Source organism: Vibrio sp. Y176 (assembly GCF_033438945.1).
In genome coordinates, this window is record NZ_JAWOQS010000934.1 from 1 (window position 1) to 564 (window position 564).

Sequence of the window (564 nt, forward strand, 5' to 3'; positions counted from 1 at the left end):
CCATGTTCAACGAGCCAATTCAACCCAGATTCTACCCAATTATCGAGTGGGAGAACGGCATCTTGAAATGGGTTCATGATATCGAAAGGTGTCTCTTGCACGGCTTCGCTGTTCAACCAATCGTTGTTAGTTGCGGCCTCACTACCTTGTGACCACGGGTCTTCTTGTGTTGGTGCGGTTTGCGACCAAGGATCGTTATTTGTTTGCTCTGTAGACATCGTTTAATCCTTATCGAGTGTTTGCAGAAGACGCGACTTCGTCACGACACCAAAATAGGTTCCTTGCTCATCGACTACTGGCACAGCATAAGGAACGCTCGCCACGATGCCGAGAATGTCATTCACAGACTGGTCCGGCTGAAGGGTCACGTCATCTTCTAATTGAGCGCTGGCCAAGGAGCGATTTTCCTTGTGGGCTAAGCGTAAGGAGTCGAGAGAAACGATGCCGGAATATCGGCTAGATTTATCGACGACGATGCCGTAATCGCGGTCGTGATCCATCAAGATTTGCATGGCAGAGCCAGGGCCGTCGTGTTCGGATTTCTTGAATACCGCAGCGGGCTTT

General features: G+C 50.2%; 1 protein-coding gene and 1 pseudogene. Both read right to left on the reverse strand.

The genetic code is table 11. From position 1 onward, the window contains the following. Nucleotides 1-218: pseudogene (locus R7O13_RS29495) on the reverse strand (proline/glycine betaine ABC transporter permease ProW); the annotation flags it as partial. A 3-nt stretch (nt 219-221) separates the two neighbouring features. Continuing rightward, nucleotides 222-564 (reverse strand): CBS domain-containing protein (locus R7O13_RS29500; RefSeq protein WP_318305545.1); only part of this gene is annotated, 343 nt, incomplete at its 5' end.